Below are 25,231 nucleotides of genomic sequence, written 5' to 3'. Positions count from 1 at the left end.
TGAAAGATAAAAGCGCATTAACCCCTTACACGTTTCTGTATCGCCATAAGCGAGCCTTCAACAAGTGCTTCTTTATAATGTTTACGGCATACAGAGACGTAGCGCTCATTGCCGCCGATAACGACCTGTTCGCCTTCGTTATAAGGGCGTCCGGATTGATCCAGCCGCAGCACCATGCTGGCTTTGCGCCCACAAAAGCAAACAGTCTTAAGTTCAACCAGCTTATCTGACCAGGCCAGCAAATATTGGCTCCCCATGAATAGCTCACCGCGAAAATCAGTGCGCAGGCCATAGCACAACACTGGAATATCCAGTTGGTCGACGACTTCAGAGAGCGCATATACCTGTTCACGCGTCAGGAACTGGCATTCATCCACTAATACGCAATGGACGGCGTCTTGTTCATGTTCCGCTTTAATTTCATCCAGCAACAATGTGTGTTGATTAAACAAACGCGCGGGTGAGGATAATCCGATCCGTGAACTAACCTTGCCAGCGCCAAATCGATTATCAATCTCGGCGGTATAGACCACTGTGCGCATGCCACGCTCTTGATAATTGTATGAAGACTGTAGTAAAGCCGTGGATTTCCCTGCATTCATTGCTGAATAGTAGAAATAAAGCTGTGCCATTGCGCGCAAAACCCCAATCAAAGTGTGATATTCCTGCGAAGGATTGTACCATATTTTGTCTGGCTAACCTGGAACACCAACACGTCTTAAGTAAATCCTGTAGACAATGTCAGCACATAGACAAGACTTTACTTATCCACATTGTTGTTACTGCCTAAGAAACAGCAATAAGGGATTCATACTCTTACACATGTTTTTTAATCGGAAGATTCTCTCCATATCATCCGGAAATTATTAATAATTTAAGGCAGAGAACACTTTTGAGGTGCTAATAAATGAGGTTGTTATTTATCCATAAAGACTATTAGCCGACGCGGATTAATCAGACGTTATCCCAGTACAAACTCCAGCAGTACCGCTTTACCGCATCTGTATAAGTGCTTTTTCGTGCGCTATTTCAACGGGAATTTAAGTTAGCGGTATTTAGGAAAGGCTTAAATAAAGAGGTATTTTGAATTCCTTACATTCACAGCTATTGCACTGCCGAATTTAACGCTCTATTATTAGCCCGACAAACCACCCCAATATAAGTTTGAGATTACTACAATGAGCGAAGCACTTAAAATTCTGAACAACATCCGTACTCTTCGTGCGCAGGCAAGAGAATGCACTCTGGAAACGCTCGAAGAAATGCTGGAAAAATTAGAAGTTGTGGTGAATGAGCGCCGCGAGGAAGAAAGCGCTGCCGCAGCTGAAGTGGAAGAGCGTACGCGTAAACTGCAACAATATCGTGAAATGCTGATTGCTGACGGTATTGATCCGAACGAACTGCTGAATAGCATGGCTACGGCTAAATCAGGCACTAAAGCAAAACGCGCAGCCCGCCCGGCTAAATATAGCTACGTTGATGAAAACGGCGAAACGAAAACCTGGACCGGCCAGGGTCGTACTCCCGCTGTAATCAAAAAAGCAATCGAAGAACAAGGTAAAAAACTCGAAGATTTCCTGCTCGAAACTGATGAGTAATCTCTAAGCTGCTTTTCAAAGTCCCGCCGCTGGCGGGATTTTTTTTGCCAGAACTACACAATTTCTTCACAAATAGAGTGTATGCAAACGGCACATCTGAACCTTAATTCATTGCTCAAATTCCCGCCACTTTTTCTTATTCTTGTGCGCGATCAATTCCCTCTGCCTGCGTTGCGATAAGTCTCATCCAAACCCTGGCAAATAAAAAAGCCGGAGATAATCAGCGCAACGCACTATTACCTCCGGCCTTATTCAGCTTCGGTTAAGCGTATTATGCTTTCCCGGTACCGACTGTTTCTTCCAGCCAGGTTTTAAACTCTTCACCCAGCGAATTATGGCGGATGCCATATTCTACAAATGCGCGCATATAGCCCAGTTTATTCCCGCAATCATGGCTTTTGCCTTTCATGTGGTAAGCTTCGACGGTTTCTTTCTCAATCAACATATCGATAGCATCAGTAAGCTGGATTTCATCGCCAGCGCCCGGAGGAGTTTTGGCCAGCAGCGGCCAAATTTCTGCGCTCAGAACATAGCGCCCTACTACCGCCAGATTAGACGGAGCAACGTTGGCTTTTGGTTTTTCGACCACACCAACCATCGGTACGCTATCACCCGGATTCAGCGTCGCGCCTTTACAGTCAACCACACCGTATGCAGTTACATCTTCAACAGGCTCAACCATGATTTGGCTGGCACCAGTTTCATCAAAGCGCTTGATCATTTCTGCCAGGTTATCCTGAGAGAGATCGGACTCGTACTCATCAAGAATAACGTCCGGCAGAATAACCGCGACGGGTTCATTACCAACTACCGGGTGTGCACACAACACAGCGTGCCCCAAACCTTTCGCCAGCCCCTGACGCACCTGCATGATGGTGACGTGCGGCGGGCAAATGGACTGAACCTCTTCCAGCAGCTGACGTTTTACGCGTTTCTCCAGCATCGCTTCAAGTTCGAAGCTGGTATCGAAATGGTTTTCGATAGAGTTTTTTGATGAATGTGTTACCAGAACGATTTCAGTAATACCCGCAGCGATACATTCATTGACTACGTACTGAATTAATGGCTTATCAACCAGCGGTAACATTTCTTTAGGAATTGCCTTGGTCGCTGGTAACATCCTGGTTCCTAATCCCGCCACCGGGATTACTGCTTTAGTCACTTTCGAATTTATTGCAGCCATTGAAAATCTCCTGGACTGTCCATGCATTGAACAGGTTCATGAATAACTCGCGTCTGAGTATATCAGTACCATCACATCGACCAGGTCTGAAAAGGACGCGCTTACAACGAATTAGGATTAATACGTATAAACTGCGGCGATATTACCACCCGTTTAATCCGCCGGGTAAATCTATCTGCATGGCGCGATGCGATCGCTCATTCCGCGCTCAACATTAAGCGCAGACGACCTCCCGCACCCCAAACCTGGCATTGCCAGGCGTCGCTTCGCTGGCTTAATTGATTCAGATACGTATTCCCAAGCGTACCAAGCGGAACACCGTTACTGATTTGTATTTGATGTTCACCGGTATTTAATGTGGCATTAAGTCCGGCTGAAACTAATATCAGGTTCTTGAGTTCGCTATGGTAATAGCCCACCAGCAGCGGGAACTGTCCAGGCAAATTCGCCTGATGCAGCAGTTGATTCACCTGCTTAAGTAAAGCACCCATTTCGGGTAAGCGCTGGCGCTGGTGCGATAACTGCTCCTGAAGTAACCCATTAAATAAAGCGCGCAGCAACAGTGCTGCCAGCACACCGTTATTACCGGCACGCGTTACATCAAGACAATAAAAAGCAAGGTCATGCCCGGAAAGCGGCGCAATATCAAGCACAAGACCTGGATTTTCAGCGGAAACAAGCTGGCGATAATTGACTCTACAGCCAGAAATAACCTGCTGTACTGGCGGTTGTAATTCCTGCAACAAATTCGCTGCCGCCTGCGGATTGTCCACCAGGGCGTCCCAGTCCTGGAACAAACGCTCCTCTTCTTCCACTCGCGAATTAAACATATTGGGATAAAGACAGGCGAAGATCGTTTCCCTTAAGCGATTGAAATCTTTAACGGGTTTCAGAACGACATCCTGCACCCCAAGACGCAAGGCTTTGGCAATATCTGCCATATTTTCAGTCGCTGAAATCACCAACACCGGCGTCTGTACGCCCTGATTGCGGACAGACTCAACCAGTGCGAGACCATTCATACGCGGCATGGCCAGGTCACAAATCATCAAGTCGGGTTTGTTGCGCGCCATTTGTTCAAGCGCATCAACCCCGTCTCCGGCCAGCAACGTCGTTGCCCCCAGTGATTGCAACCATGAGTCCAGCAGCGATCGGAAAACGAGCTCGTCTTCCACAATCAATATCTGTTTTCCGACCAACGGCTGCGTCATCTTTTCTCCCCTGCCTGACAGTAGATCAATAGTGGCATGCTTAGCCGGGACTCGCCTGTCAGAATTTGCTGAAGTCTTATAAAAATTATATTCATGCCAATGTCCGCACCAGAGGAAGTAACTCATCCATTTTCTTTTCCACAGCCAGCTGTCCTGCTGCAATGGCGGCATCGGCGCGATGAAAATCGAGTGTCGATATTTGTGGGCAAACGGGTTGCAGCAAAATATCCGGCGGGTCGCCCGCCATACGATTGCGTTTGAGACGGTTTTCAAGCACCTGGATTGAGGTGGTCATAATTTCCATGGCGGTGGGTGTCACCGGACGCTTTGGCGTTGTGCGGCTGAGCCGTTCCCGCAGGCGCTCATGCCAGCGCAAGGTCTCTCCGTCACCGTTTTCCATTTCGCTATTGGTCAGGCTAACGGAGAGCAGGTCCTGTTGCATCAGATGCGCGTCATGCTGCAAATCGACAGCGATGACCACGTCAGCGCCTAATGCGCGCGTCAACGAGACCGGGACGGGATTAACCACTGCGCCATCAACCAACCAGTAGCCATTGTGCGCGACTGGCGACATTAACCCTGGCATGCTGCACGAAGCGCGAACGGCATGATGTAAGTCACCTTCGGTGAACCACAACTCACGCCCGGTACTGAGGTTCGTCGCTACCGCACCAAATTGTTTTTCACAGTGGCTAAAATCGGCAAAGGGAAGTAACTGGCGATACTGATTGAACACGCGTTCGCCCCGTAACAGACCACCGCGTCGCCATGACAAATCCATCAGACGCAGCACATCCCAGTAACGGAAAGAACGCACCCACTTTTCCAGCAGAGGAAGCCGCCCGCAGGAGTAAGCCGCGCCGACTAATGAACCGATGGAACATCCTGCAACGATATCAATTTTAATCCCGGCGTGCTCTAAGGCGTTGATCACGCCAATATGCGACCAACCTCTGGCTGCGCCTGAACCCAGCGCAAGGCCTATTTTTACCGTTCTCATTCAGCGTGTTTTACTTCCCCCGGCAGACTGTAGCCACAGCGCTACGGCTCAGTTAACATATTGCTACCCTGGCGCAGCAGCGCCGTTATTTTTTGTTCCAGGAATGCCATTTTGTCTCAAACTTGTCCTTGCGGTAGCGCTCTGGAGTATAGCGTATGTTGCCAGCCTTATCTGTCTGGTGAACAAGCGGCGCCCGATCCGTCCCGCCTGATGCGTTCACGCTATACGGCTTTTGTATTACACCAGACGGAGTACCTGATTAAAACCTGGCATCCCTCGTGTGCGGCACAAACGTTTCGCCAGCAAATTGAGGCAGGTTTTGCGCATACCACATGGCTCGGCCTGACACTATTTGAGCATGCTTACGGTGACGATGACAATGAAGGTTACGTCAGTTTTGTCGCCCGGTTTAGTGAACAAGGCAAAAACGGCGCGATTATCGAACGCTCCCGTTTCTTAAAGGAAAACGGCGAATGGTACTATATCGACGGCACACGTCCACAATTTGGCCGTAACGATCCTTGCCCCTGCGGGTCAGGCAAAAAATTTAAAAAATGCTGCGGGCAATAAGCCTGGCATCACTTCATAGCAAACACACTCAACAGGATTTACCCGGTTATGCACTCTCTACAACGTAAAATTCTGCGTACCATCTGCCCCGATCAGAAGGGCCTTATCGCACGCATCACCAACATTTGTTATAAGCATGAACTGAACATTGTTCAGAATAATGAGTTCGTCGATCACCGCACCGGTCGTTTCTTTATGCGTACTGAGCTTGAGGGGATTTTTAACGACGCCACGCTGTTGGCAGATCTCGACAGCGCCTTACCGGAAGGGTCAGTACGCGAGTTAAACCCGGCAGGCCGTCGCCGTGTGGTTATTCTGGTCACTAAAGAGGCGCATTGCCTCGGCGACCTGCTAATGAAAGCGAATTACGGCGGTCTGGATGTGGAGATTGCGGCGGTGATCGGTAATCACGACACGCTACGTTCACTGGTTGAACGTTTTGATATTCCGTTCGAACTGGTAAGCCACGAAGGCCTGACGCGTGAAGCGCACGATAACCAGATGGTGAAGGCGATTGAAGCGCATCAACCGGATTACGTTGTGCTGGCAAAATATATGCGTGTATTAACGCCCGAGTTTGTTTCACGTTTCCCGAACAAAATAATTAATATTCACCACTCATTTCTGCCGGCCTTTATTGGCGCGCGCCCTTACCACCAGGCGTATGAACGCGGCGTGAAGATCATCGGGGCGACAGCGCATTATGTGAATGACAATCTGGACGAAGGCCCCATTATCATGCAGGACGTGATCCACGTTGATCACACCTATACCGCCGAAGATATGATGCGCGCCGGTCGCGACGTGGAAAAAAATGTGTTGAGCCGCGCGCTATATCAGGTTCTGGCGCAGCGTGTGTTCGTTTACGGCAACCGGACAATCATTCTGTGATCGTTCATGAAAGATGTTGCCTGGCTTTAAACCGTTGCGGGCAAAAAGCAGGCAACTGATTCATTTTTCTCGTTTGAATGCTTTACAGCGGCGCGTCATTTGGTATGATGCGCCGCGCTTCCCAAGACGGAAGCGGCCAGTAATAAACCAGCTTTACCCCGTGGTGGGGTTCCCGAGCGGCCAAAGGGAGCAGACTGTAAATCTGCCGTCATCGACTTCGAAGGTTCGAATCCTTCCCCCACCACCATCAACATCCTGCATCAACACTCTGTATTACCCCTGGTGGGGTTCCCGAGCGGCCAAAGGGAGCAGACTGTAAATCTGCCGTCATCGACTTCGAAGGTTCGAATCCTTCCCCCACCACCATCAACATCCTGCATCAACACTATGTATTACCCCTGGTGGGGTTCCCGAGCGGCCAAAGGGAGCAGACTGTAAATCTGCCGTCATCGACTTCGAAGGTTCGAATCCTTCCCCCCCCACCATCAACATCCTGCATCAACACTATGGATTACCCCTGGTGGGGTTCCCGAGCGGCCCAAGGGAGCAGACTGTAAATCTGCCGTCACAGACTTCGAAGGTTCGAATCCTTCCCCCACCACCATCTTCAATAAAACATACATTCTCCAAACGACAGAACTCCTACATACGTTTTTGATCGGGGAAGGACGAGAACCTTCGATTAAGGTTCGACTCGAGCGTAGCGAGAGAGCGTTGCCGCAGGCAACGACCCGAAGGGCGAGGAGCTTTGCTCCGAGTAATCCTTCCCCCACCACCATCTTTATATAAAGTCCCAACGTAAATTTATTGCTCAGCCTTATATAAATCTTCGTTCGGGGAAGGACGAGAACCTTCGACTAAGGTTCGACTCGAGCATAGCGAGAGAGCGTTGCCGCAGGCAACGACCCGAAGGGCGAGGAGCTTTGCTCCGAGTAATCCTTCCCCCACCACCATCTTTATATAAAGTCCCAACGTAAATTTATTGCTCAGCCTTATATAAATCTTCGTTCGGGGAAGGACGAGAACCTTCGACTAAGGTTCGACTCGAGCATAGCGAGAGAGCGTTGCCGCAGGCAACGACCCGAAGGGCGAGGAGCTTTGCTCCGAGTAATCCTTCCCCCACCACCATCTTTATATAAAGTCCCAACGTAAATTTATTGCTCAGCCTTATATAAATCTTCGTACGGGGAAGGACGAGAACCTTCGACTAAGGTTCGACTCGAGCATCGCGAGAGAGCGTTGCCGCAGGCAACGACCCGAAGGGCGAGGAGCTTTAGCTCCGAGTAATCCTTCCCCCACCACCATATTCCGAACAGAACCCTTCCCCTTTTTTGCCTGGTGGCGCTTCTTACAGGCAATAAAAAACCCGCCGAAGCGGGTTTGTAGTGATTAGCGACGAGCGCGAACAATTTGATACTTCCGCGTTAAGTACTCAACCGGCGCGCTCCAGATATGCACCAGACGCGAGAACGGGAACAGAACAAAGAGCGTCATCCCCAGCACCAGGTGCACGCGATAAATAAACGCGACACCGTCGAGATGCGCAGACGCACCGGTATGGAACGTCACGACAGACTGTGCCCAGGCGACCAGTTTCATCATTTCACTGCCATCCATATGTTGTGCAGAAAAAGGGATCGTCAGCAGCCCCAGCGTGCACTGCACCATTAACAGCGACATGATGAGAATATCGGCCGCCGTCGATGTCGCGCGAATACGCGGATTAAACAAACGACGTTTCAACAGCAACAGGCCACCGACCAGACACATCACCCCGCTGGCCCCACCGCCGATCATCGCCATCTTCTGCTTAACTTCGATAGGCAGAAAAGATTCGTACATCCAGTGCGGCGTTAACATCCCCAGGAAGTGACCGGCGAAAATACCCAGAATGCCCAGGTGGAACAAGTTCGACGCGAGGTTCATTCCTTTGCGATCCAGCATCTGGCTGGAGCCGGCGCGCCAGCTGTACTGACCGTAGTCATAACGCAGCCAGCTGCCAATCAGAAAGATAGCGCCCGCCATGTACGGATAGATGTCAAAGAAGAACATATTAAGGAAGTGCATTAGCGCTCTCCTCCTGTTGAGATATTCAGATATTGCGGGGCGACTGAACCAGCGAAACGGCGCTGATGCGCGGTGATATCGGCATCGCCGCAGCCCTGTTCGGCGAAGAATTTCACCTGCTCTTCTTCCCACACCGCATCCAGCGCCTGCGGCGTATCGTCGCGCGCTTCACCGGCAATTTTCTCGGCAACCTGCGCGTTATCCACCTCGGTTTTCGTCAGCGCCAGCAGCGCATCGAACAGCGACGCATAATGGCTTTCGCGCTGCTGTAAGCGCGCCTGCAACAGCGCCAGAATCGGGGCGATATCCTGCAACCCGCCGATAGCCTCGGCAACCGGCAGTTGCGCCAGATATTCCAGATAGAGCGGCAAGTGATCCGGTAATTCGCGGCTATCAAGCTGCAACCCGTGGCGCTCATATTGCGCCAGCAGGTCAACCATCGCCTGACCGCGATCGCGGGATTCGCCGTGAACATGTTCAAACAGCAACAGCGATGTCGCGCGACCGCGATCGAACAGTTCGCTGTAGCTGGCCTGCGCATCCAGCAGATCCTGCGTCGTCAGATCACGTAAAAAGATGCCGACGTGCTGAGCGTCCGCTTTCGCCAGATGTTCGCCGGACGCCAGCGCATCAAACAGCTCCTGTTGATGCTGCCACAGGGCAGCATCCGGGTACTCAAGCAAACGGGAAATAACCAGCAGTTCAATCATGCGTGCGGCTCCGTTTTCACTGTCACATTCACCGCATCGATACGGCGGCTGTTGAACAGGTTGAATTTGTTATCCGAGCCGTGACAACCATCGCCAAAGCTGAAACCACAACCGTTTTTCTCCGGGAAGGCGTCACGCGCCAGTTCACGATGGCTGGACGGCACAACAAAACGGTCTTCGTAGTTGGCGATGGCGAGATAACGGTACATCTCCTGCGCCTGCGCTTTCGACAAACCCACCTCTTCCAGCGCACGGGTATCTTCCACACCGTCCACGGTTTCAGCACGTTTGAAGTGGCGCATTGCCAGCATACGTTTCAGTGCCAGCAGCACCGGTTGGGTATCACCTGCGGTCAGCAGGTTCGCCAGGTATTGCACCGGAATACGCAAGCTTTCCACGTCCGGCAGGATCCCGTTGCTGCCCAGTTCGCCCGCATCCGCAGCGGACTGAATTGGTGACAAAGGCGGCACATACCAGACCATCGGCAGCGTGCGGTATTCCGGGTGCAGCGGCAGCGCCAGCTTCCAGTCCATCGCCATTTTGTAGACCGGCGATTTCTGCGCCGCATCGATAACACTTTGCGGAACGCCATCTTTCAGCGCTTGCTCAATCACCGCCGGATCGTTCGGGTCGAGGAACACATCCAGTTGACGCTGGTAGAGATCTTTCTCGTGCTCGGTGCTGGCTGCGTTTTCAATCGCGTCCGCGTCGTACAGCAGCACGCCAAGGTAACGAATACGCCCAACACAGGTTTCGGAACAGACTGTCGGCATACCTGCTTCAATACGCGGATAACAGAAGATGCACTTCTCCGATTTGCCGCTCTTCCAGTTGAAGTAGATTTTTTTGTACGGGCAGCCGGTGACGCACATCCGCCAGCCGCGGCATTTATCCTGATCGATCAGCACAATGCCATCTTCTTCACGTTTATAAATGGCACCGCTCGGGCAGGTCGCCACACATGCCGGGTTCAGGCAGTGTTCGCACAGGCGCGGCAAGTACATCATGAAAGTATTTTCGAACTGGCCGTACATCGCCTTCTGCATGTTTTCGAAGTTCTGATCTTTGCTCAGTTTTTCGAATTCACCGCCCAGGTCATCTTCCCAGTTCGGGCCGGCGGTGATTTTATTCATGCGCTGGCCGGTTATCAGCGAACGCGGTCGGGCGATCGGCTGATGTTTGCTTTCCGGTGCGGTATGCAGGTTCTGATAGTCGAAATCGAACGGCTCGTAATAGTCATCGATGCCCGGCAGATGCGGGTTGGCGAAGATTTTACCGAGCAGCAGCGCACGGTTGCCCATGCGCGGTTGCAGTTTGCCGTTGATTTTGCGGATCCAGCCGCCCTTCCATTTCTCCTGGTTTTCCCAGTCGGTTGGAAAGCCGGTGCCCGGTTTGGTTTCGACGTTGTTAAACCACGCGTACTCCATGCCTTCACGGCTGGTCCAGACGTTTTTACAGGTCACTGAACAGGTATGACAGCCGATGCACTTATCGAGATTCAGCACCATGCCGACTTGTGAACGAATTTTCATTTTGCGCTCTCCTGTACCTGGTCATTGCCTTCGCCATCCAACCAGTTAATGTTCTTCATCTTACGTACCACCACAAATTCATCGCGGTTGGAACCGACCGTACCGTAATAGTTAAAGCCGTAGGCCAGCTGTGCATAGCCGCCAATCATATGGGTGGGTTTCGGCGTAATACGCGTCACCGAGTTGTGGATCCCGCCGCGCTGACCGGTAATTTCTGAGCCCGGCAGGTTCACGATGCGTTCCTGCGCGTGGTACATCATCGTCATGCCGGACGGCACACGCTGGCTCACCACCGCACGGGCAGTCAATGCGCCGTTGCTGTTGAAGACTTCGATCCAGTCGTTATCGGCGATGCCCATCTCTTTCGCGTCAGTTTCGCTCAGCCACACAACCGGTCCACCACGGCCCAGCGTCAGCATCAGCAAGTTATCGCTGTAGGTGGAGTGAATTCCCCACTTCTGGTGCGGCGTCAGGAAGTTGAGCGCTTTTTCCGGGTAACCGTTGGCTTTCACGCCAAGCACTTCTTTCACCGAACGGGTGTTGATCGGCGGACGATACACCAACAGACTTTCGCCGAAGTCGCGCATCCACTGATGATCCTGATAAAGCTGCTGGCGGCCAGAGAGCGTACGCCACGGGATCAGCTCATGGACGTTGGTATAACCGGCGTTGTAAGAAACATGTTCATCTTCCAGGCCAGACCAGGTCGGGCTGGAGATAATTTTGCGCGGTTGCGCCTGAATATCGCGGAAGCGAATTTTCTCGTCTTCTTTATTCAGCGCCAGATGCGTATGGTCGCGACCGGTAAATTCGCTGAGCGCCGCCCAGGCTTTCACCGCCACATTACCGTTGGTTTCCGGGGCCAGCGTCAGGATCATTTCCGCCGCGTCGATGGCGGTGTTCAGCATCGGCTGGCCTTTCGCCGGGCCGTCTGCTTTGGTGTAGTTGAGCTTGCGCAGCAGATCCATTTCGCTCTGGGTATTCCAGGCGATGCCTTTCCCGCCGTTACCGATTTTCTCCATCAGCGGGCCGATAGAGGTAAAGCGCTCGTAAGTCGCCGGGTAATCACGCTCGACCGGAATAATGTGCGGTGCCGTTTTGCCCGGGATCAGATCGCATTCGCCTTTTTTCCAGTCCTTCACGCCCAGCGGCTGCGCCAGTTCAGCGGCAGAGTCATGCTGAATCGGCAGCGTCACCACGTCAGTTTCTTTCCCTAAGTGACCAACGCACAGTTCAGAGAAGGATTTGGCAATGCTTTTGTAGATTTCCCAGTCGCTTTTCGATTCCCATGCCGGGTCTACAGCGGCAGAAAGCGGATGAATAAATGGATGCATATCCGAGGTATTCATATCGTCTTTTTCATACCAGGTCGCGGTCGGCAGCACGATATCGGAATAGAGACAGGTGCTGGAGAGGCGGAAATCGAGGGTCACCACCAGATCCAGTTTGCCGTCGAGACCGTTGTCATGCCACTCCACTTCTTCAGGTTTCACGCCGCCCTGTTTGCCCAGGTCCTGGCCCTGAATACCGTGCTCAGTACCCAGCAAATATTTGAGCATGAACTCGTGGCCTTTACCGGAAGAGCCCAGCAGGTTGGAGCGCCAGATAAACAGGTTACGCGGATGGTTTTTGCCATTTTCCGGCTGTTCAGCAGCGAAACGCAGGGAACCCTCTTTCAGGGATTTGACGGTGTAATCCACCGGTGACATCCCGGCTTTTTCCGCTTCTGCGGCAATACGCAGCGGGTTAGTGCCCAGTTGCGGCGCAGACGGCAGCCAGCCCATACGCTCGGCGCGCACGTTAAAGTCAATTAAATGACCGCTATAGCGGGATTTATCCGCCATCGGCGACAGGAATTCCTGCGCGGTGACCGTCTCGTAACGCCACTGGCTGGAATGGTTGTAGAAGTACGACGTGCTGTTCATATGGCGCGCCGGGCGCTGCCAGTCGAGGGCAAACGCCAGCGGCTGCCAGCCGGTCTGCGGACGCAGTTTTTCCTGGCCGACATAGTGCGCCCAGCCGCCGCCGCTCTGACCCACGCAACCGCAGAAGATCAGCATATTGATAAGCCCACGATAGTTCATATCGAGGTGATACCAGTGGTTCATCCCGGCCCCGACGATAATCATCGAGCGACCGTGAGTTTTGTCCGCGGTCTCGGCGAATTCGCGCGCAACGCGGATAATCTGCGCCTGCGGCACACCGGTAATTTTCTCGGCCCAGGCGGGCGTATAGGCTTTCACTTCGTCATAGCGGGTCGCGCAGTTTTCATCCCCGAGACCGCGATCGAGGCCGTAGTTCGCCATGTTCAGATCGTAAACGGTGGTGACCAGCGCACTGCTGCCATCGGCCAGTTGCAGGCGTTTAACCGGCAGTTTGTGCAGCAGGATGTTATCCAGCGTCACGCCTTTGAAGTGCTCGGTATTGTCACCGCCGAAATACGGGAAGCCAACCTGCGCCACATCATCGTGTTTGCCCAGCAGGCTGAGCGTCAGTTCGACATCGGCACCGTTGCCGCCATCGCGCTGCTCCAGGTTCCATTTGCCTTTTTCGCCCCAGCGGAAACCAATCGAACCGTTTGGCGCAATCATATTGCCTTCGCTATCCAGCGCGACGGTTTTCCATTCCGGATTATTTTCCTGACCCAGCGCATCCACCAAATCGGCAGCACGCAACATACGGCCAGCAGCATAGTAACCGTCGCGCTCTTCGAGCATCACCAGCATCGGCATGTCGGTGTAACGACGCACATAATCGGTGAAGTACTGGCTGGGTTTATCCAGATGGAACTCGCGCAGCATGACGTGGCCCATCGCCAGCGCCATCGCGGCATCAGTGCCCTGCTTCGGCGCCAGCCACAAATCGCAGAGTTTAGCGATTTCAGCATAGTCCGGGGTGATCGCCACAGTTTTAGTACCCTTGTAGCGAACCTCAGTAAAGAAGTGCGCGTCCGGGGTACGGGTTTGCGGCACGTTGGAGCCCCAGGCAAGGATATAGCTGGAGTTGTACCAGTCGGCGGATTCCGGCACGTCGGTTTGCTCGCCCCAGGTTTGCGGCGATGCGGGCGGTAAGTCGCAGTACCAGTCGTAGAAACTCAGGCAGGTGCCGCCAATCAGCGACAGATAACGTGCGCCAGACGCGTAAGAGACCATCGACATCGCCGGGATCGGCGAGAAACCGGCGACGCGGTCCGGGCCGTAGGTTTTGACGGTGTAGACGTTAGAGGCGGCAATCAGTTCGTTCACTTCCTGCCAGGAAGAACGGACAAATCCGCCGCGGCCACGCGCTTGTTTAAAGCTTTTCGCTTTATCCGCATCTTCAATAATGGATGCCCAGGCATTCACCGGATCGCTATGTTGCGCTTTCGCTTCACGCCACAGTTTGATCAGGCGTTTGCGCATCAGCGGGTATTTCAGGCGGTTTGCGCTGTAGAGATACCAGGAGTAACTCGCCCCACGCGGGCAGCCGCGCGGTTCATGGTTTGGCATATCGGGACGGGTGCGTGGATAGTCAGTCTGCTGGGTTTCCCAGGTGACCAGACCGTTTTTCACGAAAATCTGCCAGCTACAGGAGCCAGTGCAGTTTACGCCGTGGGTTGAACGTACGACTTTATCGTGCTGCCAACGGCTGCGGTATCCATCCTCCCAGTCCCGGTTGGTGTTTAAGAGCTGGCCGTGCCCATCGGCAAAGGTTTCGCCTTTTTGCTTAAAGTAGCGAAACCGGTCCAGGAATTTACTCATCGGGGGTTCTCCTGTTGGAGCCTGTTCGGCTCTCTTGGCTAAATCGACATTGCTGCAATTGCCGCGAAGGTAACCCCCGCAAAGACAAAGAGAATTGATGGTGATCAAGCCGCCAGAGCTTCATTTGCCCGGATAAATAACGGAGTACTACCAAAGTGTTATTAATTTTTATTTTTTAATTATTTGAAAAATAGCGATTTTATTAATTTAGCGGCTGAATTATTCAGACTTATCTCGCTCCGGAGGTATTAAGGGGTAGATGCCACTGCGATGCGATGTGCATCACAGTGCTTACCGCAGCAGGCAACTCATAAACGCAAAAGTATGTTGTAACTAAATGAGGTGCAAAAAAAGCGCGGCCTGAGCCGCGCAACGATAATCAACAATCGACTTAATATTATTGTTTTTTACGCCCGTATATCGCCCAGGTGATCACCACGCAGGCAATATAGAACACGAGGAACACTTTCATCGCGCCCGCCGGTGAACCGGTCAGCGCCAGCGAAGTGCCGAATGCTTTAGGAATGAAGAAGCCACCAATCGCGCCAATGGCGGAGATAAAGCCCAGTGCAGCAGCGGTTTCTGTCGCGGCTTCACGCATGGCTTCGCTCTCGCTACCGCCGGATTGCTTCACGCGCTCCATGGTCATTTTGCGGAAAATAACCGAAATCATCTGGAACGTAGAGCCACTGCCTAACCCGGCCGTCAGGAACAGCACCAGGAAGACACAGAAGAACGCAGTGAAATTACCCCCTGTCCCATTTGCCGGTAAGGTCAGGAACAACAGCGCACTGAAAATAGCCATTACCACAAAGTTCACCAGCGTCACGCGCGTTCCACCGAGACGGTCAGAAATCGCCCCGCCCGCAGAGCGTGCGAGTGCGCCTACCAGCGGCCCGAAGAAGGCGAAATGCAGGATCTGCACATCCGGAAACTGGGTTTTTGACAGCATGGCAAACCCCGCCGAGAAGCCGATAAAGGATCCGAAGGTCGCCAGGTAAAGGAAGCTCATGATCCACAGATGCGAGCGTTTCAGCACCGGCAACTGCGCGCGCAGCGAGGCTTTTGAGGTTGCCAGCTCGTTCATGCCAAACCAGGCTGCCAGCGTAAATACCGCCAGCAACGGCACCCAAATCCATGCCGCGTTTTGCAGATACAGCATAGAGCCATCAGGCTGTGTCACACCGGCTCCGCCAAAGGCCGCAAAAATGGAGAACGACACGGCCAGCGGCGCAATCAGCTGCATTACGCTGACGCCGAGGTTACCAAAACCGCCATTGATGCCCAGCGCACCGCCCTGCTTCTCTTTCGGGAAGAAGAAGCTGATGTTTGCCATGCTGGAGGCGAAGTTGGCGCCGGCAAAACCACACAGCAGCGCGATAACGATGAAGGTACTAAACGGGGTAGACGTATCCTGGACGGCAAAACCCAGCCACACACAAGGGATGATTAAAATCCCGGTGCTGAAGGCAGTCCAGCGACGTCCGCCAAACACCGGCACCATAAATGAGTACGGCACGCGTAACAGTGCGCCAGAAACAGATGGCAGCGCGGTTAACATAAACAGCTGATCGGTCGTGAACTGAAAGCCCACTTTTGGTAGATTCACGGCGACCGCGCTAAAAAGCATCCAGACGCAGAATGCCAGAAGCAGGCTGGGAACGGAGATCCACAAATTGCGGCTCGCAATCTGGTGCCCCTGTTGTTGCCAGAAAACCGGATCTTCAGGACGCCAGTCGGTAATAACCCGAGATGACGACCTTTTTTCCGGGATGGATGTGTGTTGCATATACACCTCTGATGTTCGGTTTGATGCCTGCCACCTTAGTTTCTACAGCGCGGGTTAAGTTGATATAAATCAAAGGATAAGCTGGCCTTTTGAGAGGCGAAAAAACATCATGCTCATTTATGAGTAGCGCTTACCGACAAAAAAGGTGTGGTTTTTCACGGTTCTGCCCCCGGCTACCCAGCTTCTTCCCCCGAATGTCGACGCACTGGCAATAAAGGGGTAATCCTTTATGGGTATGGGTATACCCCAGGTGATAGCTGACAATACCGCCACCCCACTCCGCACAGCCGAGGAGCCTCAATCGTCTATGCTAAAACGCCTTTTCTCACCGATGTCGCTGGTTAACCAACTGGCGGTGCTGATGCTGTTATCGACCCTGATAGGCGTGACGGGCATGGCTATTTCCGGCTGGCTGGTACAAGGCGTTCAGGGCAGCGCTCACGCAATCAATAAAGCGGGATCGCTGCGCATGCAGAGCTACCGGCTGCTGTCAGCAATCCCGTTGCATGATGATGAGCAATATCTGCTGGATGAAATGGAGCATACCGCCTTCAGCGCTGAGCTGGCGCAAGCGGCAAAGCGGGACGGCCAGCAAGTGCAACTGACAGATCTGCAAACCTACTGGCACAGCGTGGTTATCCCGGCTATTAAAGATGCCCGCCAGCCGGGCGAAGTCGCCGATATTATCGCCATCTTCGTCGGGCGCATCGACGGGCTGGTCTCTGCCTTTGACAGCAATACCGAGCATCGCATTGAACAGGTGGTAGTGATGCACCGGGTGATGGCAGTGCTGATGGGCTTATTACTGTTGTTTGCCGTTATCTGGCTGCGGGCTCGTCTACTCCGTCCGTGGCAGCAACTGCTGCACATGGCGCGCGCCGTCAGTCAGCGTGATTTTACCCAGCGCGCCCATATCAGCGGCGGCAATGAGATGGCGACCCTCGGCGAGGCGCTGAACAACATGTCCGCCGAACTTGGCGAAAGTTACGCGGTACTTGAGCGCCGCGTGCAGGAAAAGACCGCCGGGCTTGAGCAAAAAAATGAGATCCTGTCGTTTCTATGGCAGGCCAATCACCGTCTTCACTCCCGCATTCCTTTATGTGAACGCTTATCGCCAGTGCTGAACGGCTTGCAAAATCTCACGCTGCTGCATGATATCGAACTGCGCGTTTACGATATGGAAGATGAGGCAAATCATCAGGAATTTACCTGCCAGTCGACCGCCAGTTGCGATATCAAAGGCTGCCATTTATGCCCGCGCGACGGCAAACTTGTTGAGTTATCCGGGGTGGGTTCGACCCTGAAATGGCGGCTGGCGGATGCGCATATGCAATATGGTTTGTTGCTGGCGAAACTGCCACCGGGTCGGCATCTGAGCCACGACCAGCAGCAATTGGTGGATACGCTGGTTGAGCAACTTACCGCGACGCTGGCGCTGGATCGGCATCAGGATCGCCAGCAACAATTAATGGTGATGGAAGAGCGCGCTACCATTGCCCGCGAACTGCACGATTCTATTGCCCAGTCCCTCTCCTGTATGAAGATGCAGGTCAGTTGCCTGCAAATGCAGGGTGACGAACTCCCGGCCAGCAGCCAGCAGTTGTTGGGGCAAATCCGTAATGAACTGAATACGTCATGGGTGCAGTTACGCGAGTTGCTCACCACCTTCCGTTTACAATTAACCGAACCGGGGCTGCGCCCGGCGCTGGAATCCAGTTGCCAGGAGTACAGCGCGCGGTTCGGTTTCCAGGTGCGGCTCGACTACCAGTTACCGCCCCGCTTAGTACCGGCCCATCAGGCGATTCATTTATTGCAAATCGCCCGTGAGGCATTGAGCAATGCATTAAAACACTCCGGCGCAACCGCGGTCAGCGTCGCAGTGCAACAGCAGGGAAACCGGGTAATATTGCGCATCAGCGATAACGGTTGTGGGATCCCGGTCAATGCTGAACGGACCAACCACTATGGACTCATTATTATGCGTGACCGCGCGCAAAGCCTGCGCGGCGACTGCCAGGTGCGTCCCGGAGCCTCCGGGGGGACTGACGTTGTCGTGACGTTTATACCCGAGACGTTTCTCTCATCCATGCAAGGAGATAACCATGAGTAATCAGGATCCGGCTACAATCCTCCTGATCGACGACCATCCGATGCTGCGAACCGGTGTAAAGCAGTTAATCAGCATGGCCCCGGACATCACTGTCGTCGGCGAGGCCAGCAACGGGGAACACGGCATTGAGCTGGCGGAATCACTGGATCCTGATCTGATATTGCTGGATCTCAATATGCCCGGCATGAACGGGCTGGAAACCCTGGACAAGCTGCGTGAAAAAACCCTTTCGGGGCGCGTGGTGGTCTTTAGCGTTTCCAATCACGAAGAGGATGTGGTGACCGCCCTGAAACGCGGCGCAGACGGCTACCTGCTGAAAGATATGGAGCCGGAAGATTTATTGAAAGCGTTGCAGCAAGCGGCGGCGGGCGAAATGGTGCTCAGCGAAGCGCTAACGCCGGTGCTGGCGGCCAGCCTGCGCGCCAACCGTGCGACAACCGATCGTGATATTACGCAGTTAACGCCGCGCGAGCGTGACATTCTGAAGCTGATTGCGCAAGGGCTGCCAAACAAGATGATCGCCCGTCGGCTGGATATCACCGAAAGCACGGTAAAAGTGCACGTAAAACATATGCTGAAAAAGATGAAGCTAAAATCCCGCGTCGAAGCCGCAGTGTGGGTGCATCAGGAACGAATTTTCTGATTATTGCGCGGCGGGCAGCATCCAGTCCGCACTGTTTTCCGTGGCCGGTGGGATCACCGGCTCGGTCAGCTTCAGCTCGATAGTGTTGGACTCAACACGCTGCCCTTTTTCATCTTCCACCAACACTGAGAGCGTCCAGCTATTGGTTGCCCCTTCGCTACTGTCCCAGTGCGGCATAATCAGCGTCCAGCCCTCCTCGCTTCGCGCATTCGCCGGTGGCGTCAGGCTCAATGCCTGCGTATCGCCCTGCCAGATTAATGAGCGAATGCCGTGGGTGCTGCGAATTTGCATTTTCAACGCCACCGTTTCACCCGGCTGAAGATCCCACGGCGGCGTAGCAAGGAACACCGATAACGTTTTACGCTGGCGATACTCAAACACCGGCGCGCTGTTGCGCGTCGGGCTGTCGTAGCGGCTTCCGCGCAGGGAACGGCTCTCTGCCACTTCGCTGGCGGAAAGCTGTTTCCACAGCGGCACACCAAAGCGGTAATTGAGTTTCAGCCCCAAATCATTCTGGCTAACGCCGCTTTCGCCCTGGCGATGCTCGGCGGTAAATGTCACCAGCGGCACCGGGGTGTAATTCACGCCAAATTTCACCGCTACCGGGTTGCGATAGCCGGTGCCGTTATCGAACAGATCGACGTTATCGCCGAAGTATTGCTCCACGCTGACGCTGGTATTGAGCTGCTGGTAAAAGGGCAGCCGCGCCTGCGCCGTGACATCGTAACCGCGCGCCATGCGCATTTGCTGTGTTGCAGTCTGGTAATCCCAGTGGCTTACCGGCTGGTAATAGTTAGCGGAAAGCCGCAGGTATTCGCCCCATGCTTCAGCCCCTAACCCCGCGCGACCGAAGTTTTCATCCATCAGGTTGTCGTAAAAGGTGTTGTAGCCAAGCAGCCAGTCACCGGCTATCCAGCGCTGACCGACACCCAGATTACCAACCAGCCCGACATCTTGCTGCGTCAACCCAAGCTGGCTCCACCTCAGGTAGCGATTGTTATCTTGCAAAGGGACAAACCAGTCGCCGTGGCTGCCGGTAAATCCGCCTTCGTTATCCACTTTCAGATCGACACTGGCGCTGCCCCAGGGCGATAACCAGGATTCCACCTGCTGATTAACTTCGTCGCTCACCACATCGCGCAATTGACCAAAGGCGAACTGGCGCGCCTGCTGACCGGGGCTCAGATCGGTATCCGTCATGCTGGCTTCGCCAAACGCCTTCGCCATTTCGGCAACATGTTTTTCCTGCGTGCCGTTTTCAGGCGCCATACCGAGATCCGGCAAACCGTCGCCGTTATTATCAAAGGGGTTTTCTGCCTGCTGCACGAATCTGTTTTGCAAAGCACGGGCATCGCCTCCCGCCAACAAAACAGCAAGAAGTGAAAGAAGTGGATAAATGAAGAAATGACGTATCACAACGCTAATTAAAATCCCGTTCTGTTTTGTGAAGTAGCTCACTCAGTTTAACGGTTTTGCTCTGTGTTTACAGCCACAGGCAATATATCAAGAAAATCCTTATCGCTTGCGCTTCGCCGCGGCTACATTTAATGCATCTTTGTCAGAAGAGATGCGTCATGAATAGAAAACTGAACGTGCTCTGCACAGCGTTGCTGTTTTACGGCGTACAGGCGAGTGCCAATGCGCTCTTTACTCTGCAATCCCCGGCGTTTGCCGATAACGCGATGATGGAGAAGAAATTCGCTGGTAATGCCAGTAACAACCCCAACTGCACCGGTGAGAATATCTCGCCGTCGCTGGTCTGGAATAACCCGCCCGCCAATACGCAAAGCTTCGCCCTGGTAGTACACGATCCCGAAGGGGCGCAAGGGTTAGGCGTCACGCACCTGGTGGCGTATAACATCGCGGCATCGGCCACCGGGTTTGCGCAAAACGACCTGCGTGATGGCAAAGGCTTCACCGGCGGGAAAAATACGCCAGGTAATTTCCGCTGGCATGGCCCCTGCCCGCCGCCGGGCAGCGGTGCGCATCACTACACCTTTACGCTTATCGCCACTTCCCTGAAACCTGAGTTACCGGAAGGGCTTACGCGCGAAGCGCTGTTCGCCAAACTTAAAGGCCACACACTGGCAGCGACCGGGTTGATTGGCCGTTTCGGACAATAATATTTCTGTGCGCCGCCGCCCTTTCCCCAACGCGGGCGGCGCAGTAGCATAGCCGTTTCCGTTATTTTTATCGAAGGAGTGAATATGCAAAAGATAGTGATCATCGCCAACGGCGCGGCGTACGGCAGTGAATCCCTGTTTAACAGCCTGCGGCTGGCCATTGCCCTGCGTGAACAGGACGCCAGCCTTGCCTTACAGCTTTTTCTGATGTCCGATGCGGTGACCGCCGGGCTGCGCGGGCAAAAGCCGGCCGAGGGCTATAACATTCAGCAAATGCTGGAAATTCTCACCGCGCAAAACGTGCCGGTTAAGCTGTGTAAAACCTGTACCGACGGACGTGGCGTCACGTCGCTGCCGCTGGCCGATGGGGTAGAAATCGGTACGCTGGTGGAACTCGCGCAGTGGACACTGGCGGCGGATAAAGTATTAACGTTCTAATCTTGCGCCAGGTTTAATACGACTTTCTTATGGATGACGTCAGGTCATCAAGTTTGCCTGCTGTGTTGCCGATAGCAACTTAAGACAAACACAGCAGGTACGATAAAAATGTTCAGATCGATTAAGGCTCGTATTATCGCGGCGACAGCGGGATGCCTCGCCATCGCTTTGCTTCTTAACACCGTGATCAATTATCAGGTCACCCGCCAGCACAACCAGCAAACACAGCAGGATATTCTCGCCAGCACCAGCGCCAGCCACAGCATTGCCATTGCCGACTGGGTGTCCAGCAAAATGAACATGGTCGCCTCCTTGCAACGCGTGGCATTAACCGACGATCCGATACCGGTATTCGCGCAACTCGCCCGCGCAGGCGGTTTTATTAATGTTTATGTCGGCTATGCCAGCAAAACGGCAAAATTTTCCGATCCAGGCGGCGTGCCGGCAGATTACGATCCGACGATTCGCCCGTGGTATCAGCAGGCCGTCAAAGCGGATGCGCCTGTCGTGACCGCGCCTTATGTGGATGCCAGCACCGGTTCACTGGTTGTCACGTTTGCCGTTCCGGTGAAAGAGAACGGAACGCTGAAAGGCGTGGTGGCGGGCGATGTGTCGATGGATAGCGTGGTGGCAAACGTGCGAGGCATCAACCCGACGCCTCACAGCACCGGAATGTTACTCGCCAGCGACGGTTCAGTGATTGCCGCCGCCGATGAAAAACTGACGATGAAGCCTTTTAGCGACGCCATCAGCGGCGTTCGCTTTGCCGATCTCCATGTCGGTCAACCCGTTGCAGGGCGTTATGCCGGGGCAGATAAAGCGTTGCTGGTAAACCGCGTGAAAGGCACAGACTGGTTACTGGTCGTCGCCCTTGATAGCGACGAGTCCACCGCTGGCCTGCGGGCACAATTAAAAGCTTCGGCCCTCTCCCTGATTGTGCTGGTGGTGATTGCCGGGGCTTTTATGCAGTGGATCGTCGCAACCATGCTGAAACGCCTGCTGACCATTCGCGACGCCATGAACGCCATCAGCAGCGGCACCAATGATCTCTCGCAGCGTTTGCCGGTTGGCGGTCATGATGAAGTGTCACAAATTGCCCACGCGTTTAATGCCTTCAGCGACAAGCTCGCGGTGGTGATGGTGAAACTGCGCGATTCCACGCAATCGGTGCAGTTGGCGGCGCAGGAAATTGCAGCCGGTAACCAGGATCTCTCCGGGCGTACAGAACAGGCAGCCTCCAGCCTGCGTGAAACGGCCAGTGCCGTTGAGCAAATCACCGCCTCCGTTGCTCAGTCTACTGATGCGGCGGCGCAGGCCAACGACCAGGCGTTTGCCGCGTCAAAGGCGGCGTCACGCGGCGGCGAAGTGGTGAATCAGGCTATCAACACGATGCAGTCAATCGAAGTTGCCTCAACGAAAATTGGTGATATCACAAGCGTGATTGACGGTATCGCTTTCCAGACGAATATCCTGGCGCTTAACGCCTCGGTAGAGGCCGCGCGCGCCGGTGAGCAGGGCCGTGGGTTTGCGGTGGTCGCGGGCGAAGTGCGTAATCTCGCCAGCCGTAGCGCGCAGGCGGCAAAAGAGATTAAAACGCTGATTGATTCCACCACCGAGAGCGTGTCCACTGGTTCACGCTATGTGCGCCTCGCAGGCGAAAGCATGACGGATATTGTCTCCAGCATCGACAGCGTGTCGGTTATCATGCGGGAAATCACCGTTGCCACCAGTGAACAGATGAAGGGGATTCAGGAAATCAACCGTGCGGTGCTCGATCTGGACCGCATGGTGCAGCAGAATGCGGAACTGGTCGTCGAGTCGACAGCCGCCGCGGGGGCGTTACGCTCGCAGGCGAGCGAGCTTGCCGAAACCGCCGGGCATTTCCGCATTTAATCTTATTCAGGCGCGTTTTAACCACGGTTTTTCGCGCCGACTTTCCCGCGTACCGCATAATGTAATTTTTGTTTAATCGTTACGTCATTATTTGATCAAAATCAGCATTCGACCCCGGTCCATTTGGTGTTATGCCCTGAGTGAAATGTGAACAAAATCACGCACGGGGACTTTCCCGCAAGGATCGCGTTGTTAGAAAACGACATGTTAAAAGCGACATGTTAACAACTACGGGGTTAAAAATGGCGGTGGTAAAAGCAAGTTTGAAGTTATTTGGCGGGGACACAGTTGTTGTTCGTTGTTCTGAAAATTGTCATATCCATCTGATGAGCGAAAAGAGCCACACTCCGGACGCCCAGGCAGATATTCTGAGTGTACAGAACCGCGCCAGCGCGTATCTGTCTGTACCTTACAGCGGTGTCTGGAGTGTGCTGATCGATAGCCACAGCCAGTCGCTGGAACACTCGATCAGCTACGTTGCGGCGTAAGCGCAGCGGTTAGCAGGCAAAACCAGGTCGCATCTCCGGACCTGGTTTTTCTCCCTCCAGCAGTATCCGCACTTTCCCCACCAGCTCATTCAGGCAATCATCATGCATGCCGAGCTTAATCAGTTCCTGCTCAAGAGAAAAAAGATACTGCGCATTCGTGCCCAGCGGGCCACTGGCCGAGGCAATCAACGGGGCGATGGTCTGGGCGCGGGTATCGGACTCATACAACGGATGGCGCGGATCCATAATAAACACCAGCGCATTCACCACGCGGCCATCGTCAAGGGAGAGTTTGCACCAGCTCGGCATATAACAGCCGGTAATCATTTCACGCTTCCACAGCAACGTAAGTTCGTCGGTCAGCGTCTCCTCCGGCAAGCGATAGGCCACGCCTGTGGTGCGTCCGCCCTCTTTCAGTGCAAGCATCCGGCCTGGCTGGCAGGCGGTGCCGCGCCCGGCGGTTAAGCGTAAGCAAAATGCCCTGTGCCAGCCAACCAGCGTACCGGTGCAGGATTCGTCATACTCCAGCGCCGGGTTCCACATCAGCGAGCCGTAACCAAAAATCCATACCGGGCCATCATCCGGCCGGCATGCAAGCGTCGCTGCGAGCGAGGCCGCCCGTTGTTCAGCCGACCATAACAGGGATTCTTCAATGTCCCCAAACGCCGTTTTACAATCTGCCGTTCGCAAGAAATCACGCGTTAACATCTTCTACCTCCGCCACTGCATACTTCCTTGCGACTGCTTTACTGCTGCCTTCCCGACATACACTGCTGGTTTTTAACGCAGCGTGTTAAAACGATATGCAATTCACGCGCCGCTTGCAATAGCGTCAATCCATTGAATAAAGCTATAAATGGCGAAGGGTAACGCGTTCAGGCGTTATTTCTTCTTATGCCACTTATCATCATCCCCTTTTTCATACTCATTTTTCACCGCCGCCCAGGCGACACGGTGCGCCGTCTCTTCACGGCTGGCATCGCCGCGCCGGTCTTCTTTGTCTTTGTACTGGTCCCAGGCACTGTTAAAGGCCTCTTTATAGATTTCCTGCGCATGGGCTGGCAGCACATGCTGGACGCTATCGGGCAGTTCAGATTTTGATTTATAGGGCATTTGCGCCTCCTCCTGGTTTAAAGAGATAAGTCTGGACGATAATATCCAGCCGCGCCAGGTGACTCAGATTAGTGATTTTTATATCTATATATATCTTTGTTATATAGTGATAATTTCTGATAAACATGATTT

At 53.6% G+C, this 25,231-nt stretch carries 21 protein-coding genes, 4 tRNA genes and 4 other RNA genes; 17 read left to right on the top strand and 12 right to left on the bottom strand.

What is annotated here, in order from left to right:
- Window positions 1–17 precede the first annotated feature (17 nt).
- Window positions 18–632 (bottom strand): thymidine kinase, encoded by a 615-nt coding sequence (tdk, locus tag Q5705_18280; protein WLI76499.1) that lies wholly within the window; start codon window positions 630–632, stop codon window positions 18–20.
- Between the two features lie 546 nt (window positions 633–1,178).
- Here tdk and hns point away from each other — a divergent pair.
- A complete protein-coding gene (gene hns, locus Q5705_18275) occupies window positions 1,179–1,598 on the top strand; it encodes a histone-like nucleoid-structuring protein H-NS (protein WLI76498.1) in 420 nt (139 codons plus the stop codon).
- Window positions 1,599–1,869: 271 nt separating this feature from the next.
- Here the strand turns inward: hns and galU are convergent, their stop codons facing one another.
- From galU to rssA, 3 genes are all read right to left on the bottom strand, one after another.
- Window positions 1,870–2,781 (bottom strand): UTP--glucose-1-phosphate uridylyltransferase GalU, encoded by a 912-nt coding sequence (gene galU / locus Q5705_18270; GenBank protein ID WLI76497.1) that lies wholly within the window; start codon window positions 2,779–2,781, stop codon window positions 1,870–1,872.
- A 197-nt stretch (window positions 2,782–2,978) separates the two neighbouring features.
- The gene (gene rssB, locus Q5705_18265; protein WLI79059.1) at window positions 2,979–3,992 is read right to left on the bottom strand and encodes a two-component system response regulator RssB; all 1,014 of its coding nucleotides are present in this window, start codon (window positions 3,990–3,992) and stop codon (window positions 2,979–2,981) included.
- Between the two features lie 91 nt (window positions 3,993–4,083).
- On the bottom strand, window positions 4,084–4,992 hold the full coding sequence (gene rssA, locus Q5705_18260; protein ID WLI76496.1) for a patatin-like phospholipase RssA: 909 nt from the start codon (window positions 4,990–4,992) through the stop codon (window positions 4,084–4,086).
- 111 nt (window positions 4,993–5,103) lie between these two features.
- On the opposite strand from rssA, the gene Q5705_18255 reads away from it, so the two are divergent.
- The 10 genes from Q5705_18255 (at window position 5,104) to Q5705_18210 (ending at window position 7,757) form a co-directional block, all read left to right on the top strand.
- Window positions 5,104–5,562, top strand: a complete 459-nt coding sequence (locus Q5705_18255) for a YchJ family protein (protein WLI76495.1) — start codon at window positions 5,104–5,106, stop codon at window positions 5,560–5,562.
- A 48-nt stretch (window positions 5,563–5,610) separates the two neighbouring features.
- Window positions 5,611–6,453, top strand: a complete 843-nt coding sequence (purU, locus tag Q5705_18250; protein ID WLI76494.1) for a formyltetrahydrofolate deformylase — start codon at window positions 5,611–5,613, stop codon at window positions 6,451–6,453.
- Window positions 6,454–6,615: 162 nt separating this feature from the next.
- Window positions 6,616–6,700: transfer RNA gene (locus tag Q5705_18245), tRNA-Tyr, on the top strand.
- Window positions 6,701–6,734: 34 nt separating this feature from the next.
- Window positions 6,735–6,819 (top strand) — tRNA-Tyr (locus tag Q5705_18240).
- Between the two features lie 34 nt (window positions 6,820–6,853).
- Window positions 6,854–6,938: transfer RNA gene (locus Q5705_18235), tRNA-Tyr, on the top strand.
- Window positions 6,939–6,972: 34 nt separating this feature from the next.
- Window positions 6,973–7,057, top strand: a tRNA-Tyr gene (locus Q5705_18230).
- A gap of 43 nt (window positions 7,058–7,100) precedes the next feature.
- Window positions 7,101–7,231: non-coding RNA, RtT sRNA (locus tag Q5705_18225), on the top strand.
- Between the two features lie 44 nt (window positions 7,232–7,275).
- A non-coding RNA gene (locus Q5705_18220) (RtT sRNA) lies at window positions 7,276–7,406 on the top strand.
- Between the two features lie 44 nt (window positions 7,407–7,450).
- Window positions 7,451–7,581, top strand: a non-coding RNA gene (locus Q5705_18215) — RtT sRNA.
- A gap of 44 nt (window positions 7,582–7,625) precedes the next feature.
- Window positions 7,626–7,757: non-coding RNA, RtT sRNA (locus Q5705_18210), on the top strand.
- A gap of 85 nt (window positions 7,758–7,842) precedes the next feature.
- On the opposite strand, the gene narI is transcribed toward Q5705_18210, so the two are convergent.
- From narI to Q5705_18185, 5 genes are all read right to left on the bottom strand, one after another.
- Window positions 7,843–8,520: a respiratory nitrate reductase subunit gamma gene (narI, locus tag Q5705_18205; protein ID WLI76493.1), complete on the bottom strand. Its 678-nt coding sequence runs from the start codon at window positions 8,518–8,520 to the stop codon at window positions 7,843–7,845.
- Complete coding sequence (gene narJ, locus Q5705_18200) at window positions 8,520–9,230, bottom strand: nitrate reductase molybdenum cofactor assembly chaperone (GenBank protein ID WLI76492.1); 711 nt, start codon at window positions 9,228–9,230, stop codon at window positions 8,520–8,522. Before narJ ends, narI begins: the two co-directional genes overlap by 1 nt.
- Complete coding sequence (gene narH / locus Q5705_18195; protein WLI76491.1) at window positions 9,227–10,762, bottom strand: nitrate reductase subunit beta; 1,536 nt, start codon at window positions 10,760–10,762, stop codon at window positions 9,227–9,229. The genes narJ and narH overlap by 4 nt, the downstream gene beginning before the upstream one ends.
- Window positions 10,759–14,502, bottom strand: coding sequence for a nitrate reductase subunit alpha (locus Q5705_18190; GenBank protein ID WLI76490.1), 3,744 nt, complete (start codon window positions 14,500–14,502; stop codon window positions 10,759–10,761). The genes narH and Q5705_18190 overlap by 4 nt, the downstream gene beginning before the upstream one ends.
- 397 nt (window positions 14,503–14,899) lie before the next feature.
- Complete coding sequence (locus Q5705_18185; GenBank protein ID WLI76489.1) at window positions 14,900–16,291, bottom strand: NarK family nitrate/nitrite MFS transporter; 1,392 nt, start codon at window positions 16,289–16,291, stop codon at window positions 14,900–14,902.
- Window positions 16,292–16,598: 307 nt separating this feature from the next.
- Here Q5705_18185 and narX point away from each other — a divergent pair, with 307 nt between their 5' ends.
- Together narX and narL are read left to right on the top strand one after the other, a co-directional pair.
- On the top strand, window positions 16,599–18,401 hold the full coding sequence (gene narX, locus Q5705_18180) for a nitrate/nitrite two-component system sensor histidine kinase NarX (protein WLI76488.1): 1,803 nt from the start codon (window positions 16,599–16,601) through the stop codon (window positions 18,399–18,401).
- Complete coding sequence (narL, locus tag Q5705_18175) at window positions 18,394–19,044, top strand: two-component system response regulator NarL (GenBank protein ID WLI76487.1); 651 nt, start codon at window positions 18,394–18,396, stop codon at window positions 19,042–19,044. Before narX ends, narL begins: the two co-directional genes overlap by 8 nt.
- Here the strand turns inward: narL and Q5705_18170 are convergent, their stop codons facing one another.
- On the bottom strand, window positions 19,045–20,442 hold the full coding sequence (locus tag Q5705_18170; GenBank protein WLI79058.1) for a YchO/YchP family invasin: 1,398 nt from the start codon (window positions 20,440–20,442) through the stop codon (window positions 19,045–19,047). It abuts the gene before it with no gap.
- A 176-nt stretch (window positions 20,443–20,618) separates the two neighbouring features.
- On the opposite strand from Q5705_18170, the gene Q5705_18165 reads away from it, so the two are divergent.
- The 4 genes from Q5705_18165 to Q5705_18150 all read left to right on the top strand — a co-directional run bounded on the left by Q5705_18165 (window position 20,619) and on the right by Q5705_18150 (window position 23,986).
- Entirely contained in the window at window positions 20,619–21,167 is a 549-nt protein-coding gene (locus Q5705_18165) for a YbhB/YbcL family Raf kinase inhibitor-like protein (GenBank protein WLI76486.1), read from the top strand.
- Window positions 21,168–21,251: 84 nt separating this feature from the next.
- On the top strand, window positions 21,252–21,605 hold the full coding sequence (locus tag Q5705_18160; GenBank protein WLI76485.1) for a DsrE/DsrF/TusD sulfur relay family protein: 354 nt from the start codon (window positions 21,252–21,254) through the stop codon (window positions 21,603–21,605).
- A 108-nt stretch (window positions 21,606–21,713) separates the two neighbouring features.
- Window positions 21,714–23,498, top strand: a complete 1,785-nt coding sequence (locus Q5705_18155) for a methyl-accepting chemotaxis protein (protein ID WLI76484.1) — start codon at window positions 21,714–21,716, stop codon at window positions 23,496–23,498.
- A gap of 242 nt (window positions 23,499–23,740) precedes the next feature.
- Window positions 23,741–23,986: a DUF1883 domain-containing protein gene (locus Q5705_18150; GenBank protein ID WLI76483.1), complete on the top strand. Its 246-nt coding sequence runs from the start codon at window positions 23,741–23,743 to the stop codon at window positions 23,984–23,986.
- A gap of 9 nt (window positions 23,987–23,995) precedes the next feature.
- On the opposite strand, the gene Q5705_18145 is transcribed toward Q5705_18150, so the two are convergent.
- Both Q5705_18145 and chaB read right to left on the bottom strand, forming a co-directional pair.
- Window positions 23,996–24,694 (bottom strand): gamma-glutamylcyclotransferase, encoded by a 699-nt coding sequence (locus tag Q5705_18145; protein ID WLI76482.1) that lies wholly within the window; start codon window positions 24,692–24,694, stop codon window positions 23,996–23,998.
- Window positions 24,695–24,868: 174 nt separating this feature from the next.
- The gene (gene chaB / locus Q5705_18140) at window positions 24,869–25,099 is read right to left on the bottom strand and encodes a putative cation transport regulator ChaB (GenBank protein WLI76481.1); all 231 of its coding nucleotides are present in this window, start codon (window positions 25,097–25,099) and stop codon (window positions 24,869–24,871) included.
- Window positions 25,100–25,231: the final 132 nt, after the last annotated feature.

The sequence above is a fragment of the Kosakonia sp. H02 genome (assembly GCA_030704225.1).
In the GTDB taxonomy this organism is placed as follows: Bacteria; Pseudomonadota; Gammaproteobacteria; order Enterobacterales; family Enterobacteriaceae; genus Kosakonia.
The sequence above is the reverse complement of the archived record's forward strand: the minus strand, read 5'-3'. Positions and strand labels throughout refer to the sequence as shown.